3 protein-coding genes are annotated in these 2,867 nt (G+C 65.6%); all 3 read left to right on the top strand.

Annotated elements, in window-relative coordinates; genetic code table 11:
* The coding region (locus ACEW8N_RS02655) for a hypothetical protein (RefSeq protein ID WP_373498246.1) at window positions 1–364 on the top strand (364 nt) is incomplete at its 5' end.
* A 3-nt stretch (window positions 365–367) separates the two neighbouring features.
* Window positions 368–1,366, top strand: coding sequence for a VWA domain-containing protein (locus tag ACEW8N_RS02650; RefSeq protein ID WP_373498245.1), 999 nt, complete (start codon window positions 368–370; stop codon window positions 1,364–1,366).
* The coding region (locus ACEW8N_RS02645) for a VWA domain-containing protein (protein WP_373498244.1) at window positions 1,363–2,867 on the top strand (1,505 nt) is incomplete at its 3' end. The genes ACEW8N_RS02650 and ACEW8N_RS02645, both read left to right, overlap by 4 nt.

The raw sequence follows: 2,867 nt of genomic DNA, 5'->3' as shown, positions 1-2,867 counted from the left end.
GCCGGACGCCGTCGCCCTGGGCGCCCTGGACGAGCTTTCCGGGGTCGGCGGGGCGGACGGCAGGATCTTCTATTTCAGGCTTTCGGCCATTCTGCGGCGGTACCTGCAGGAACGTTTCGGCATCCCGGCCCCCGAGATGACCACCGAGGAACTTCTGACCGAAATGGCCCGCCCGGAGATCGGCCGCGGCCTCGCTGCGTCCCTTGCGCGGTTTTTTTCGGAGGCGGCGCCCGTCACCTATGCAGGCCGGCCCGCCTCGGTCGACCGGATGCAAGCGGATCTCGATTTTGCCCGGAGGTTTGTGAGGGAGACCACCCCCGCGGCGGGTGACGCCCCCGACGCCGGACACGGGAACGACGGATAGACCATGTTTCGATTCGCATCCCCCTATTGTTTCCTCCTGCTGTCGGCCGTTCCCGTGATCCTCCGGATCCGGCGCCGAACCGGAAGATCCCCCGAGATGGCCATGCCGGGCCTGGCAGGCGCCCGGGGGATCCCCCCGTCCATGGGCCTTCGCGCGGGGCGCAGGCTGCCGGCCCTGAAATACGCCGCCCTCTGCCTCATGGTCCTGGCCCTGGCCCGGCCCCAATGGGGGACGGAGCGGATGAACGTCCTGACCGAGGGCATCAACATCATCCTCACCGTCGATCTCTCCGAGAGCATGGCGGCACTGGATTTCAAGCGGAAAGGCAAGATCGTCGACCGCCTTGAGGCCGTGAAGGGGGTCGTGGCGGATTTCGTTCGAAAACGCGCAGGCGACCGGATCGGACTCGTGGTTTTCGGGAGCCAGGCCTACACCCAGATCCCCCTGACCCGGGATTACGACACCATTATCTCCATGCTCGATCGGCTTGAGATCGGCGCGGCCGGGAAAAACACCGCCATCGGGGATGCCATCGGCATCTCCCTCAAGCGGATCGGGGATATCGAGAGCGTTTCCAACGTCGTCGTCCTGCTGACGGACGGCCAGAGCAACACCGGTGAACTGCCCCCGGATATCGCCGCCGGGATCGCCGCCGAAAAGGGGGTCAAGATCTACACCGTCGGCGTGGGGAGCCGGGGGGAGGCCCCATTCCTGGTCAAGGACCCGTTCTTCGGCGAGCGGTATGTCTACCAGCGGGTCGACATCGACGAGGATGCCCTGAAAGCCATCGCCCGGCGGACGGGGGGAAGCTATTTCCGGGCGGAGGACACCGGCGGACTGGAAGCCATCTACGAAACCATCGACCGTCTGGAAAAGACCGAGGTCACGGTCGAGCGGTTTTCCGAGAACCGGGATCTGTATCCGTTTTTCCTGGTGCCGGCGTTTATCCTGCTGGGGCTGTGGGTGGTCCTGACGAATACGCGCTTTTTGAGGGTTCCATGAAGATCGTAAGGATCGAGATGCTTTTTCTCATATGGGCGCTGCCGGTGCTGCTTCTCTTTTTCCTTTACGGGATGCACCGCCGGCGAGGGATCCTGCATCGGTTTGCCTCCGAAAAAGGGCAGGGCGCCATCGTCGCCGGAACGAGCCACGGGCCGCGATGGCTCAAGGCCGCGCTGGTCCTGGCATCGCTGTTTTGGGCCGCCGTCGCGCTTTCAGGCCCCCAGTATGGATTTCGCTGGCAGGAGATCGAGCGGAAGGGCATCGACATCATCATTGCGCTGGACTGCTCCAGGAGCATGCTGGCCCGGGACATATCGCCCACCCGCCTCGACCGCGCCAAGCGGGAGGTCTACGACCTCCTGGGCCTTCTCCAGGGAGACCGGATCGGCTTGGTCGCCTTTGCCGGGACGGCCTTCCTGCAGTGCCCCCTGACGCTGGATTACGGGGCGTTTCACCTGTTTCTGGAGTCCCTTGCCCCGGAATCCCTTCCCGTCGGCGGTTCGGACATCAGCGCCGCGGTGGCCGCTTCCCAGTCGGCATTCGACGCCAGGGGGTCCCGGGAAAAAGCCGTGATCCTTATCACCGACGGGGAGGACACGGGCGTTTCGGGCGACCCCCTGAAGGCCGCGGAGGCGGCCCGAAGCGCCGGCGTTACGCTTTTCTGCATCGGCGTCGGAACCCGGGAGGGCGTTCCGGTCAATGATCCCGGGGGCGGCTTCCTGAAAGACCGGGCCGGAAAGATCGTGGTCAGCCGGCTTGCCGAAGAAACCCTCAGGCAGATGACGGCCGCCACCGGGGGCACCTATGTCGCCTCCACGGCGGGGGACATGGACCTGGATGCCATCTATACCCGGGATATCCGAGGCCGCATGGAGATGGAGACGCTCCAGGGCGGCCGGAAGCAGGTGTGGGAAGACCGGTATCAGTGGGCGCTCTTCCTCGCCGTGGCGGCCCTGATGGCGGAGATGTGCCTGCCGTCCCGGAAGAAGGCGGGCGGAGGGGCCGGTTGGATGATACTGATGCTGATCATTCTGAATTCGCCGGCCGCGGCCCATGCGGACGCCCTGCGGGACGGGGTGTCGGCCTACCGGCAGGAGGATTTTGAGGGCGCCCTGAAGCATTTCATCGACGCCCAGCTCGACGCCCCCGACGACCCGGAGATCCGTTACAACATCGGCAGCGCCTACTACCGGCTGGGCGACTTCGACGCGGCGGCGAAGAGCCTCGAGGGCGCCGCCGCATCCGAGGACAGGGCCGTCCGGCGCGATGCGCTCTTCAACCTCGGCAACGCCAATTTTCGCAGGCAGGATGTGAAGCGGGCCATCGAAAACTATGAGGCGGTGCTGAAAATGGCGCCCGATGACCGGGATGCCGCCGAAAACCTGGAATTTGCCAAAAAGGTGCTGGCGGCGCAGCAGAAGCAGCAGGCCGCGCAGAACGCGCCGGCCCCCCCCAAGGACGGCCCGCAGGCGAAGCCGGACACCGGTGAACCGGCGTCGCC

The sequence above is a fragment of the Desulfococcus sp. genome, assembly GCF_041737845.1.
In the GTDB taxonomy this organism is placed as follows: domain Bacteria; phylum Desulfobacterota; class Desulfobacteria; order Desulfobacterales; family Desulfococcaceae; genus Desulfococcus.
This window is presented reverse-complemented; position numbering and strand designations above follow the sequence as displayed.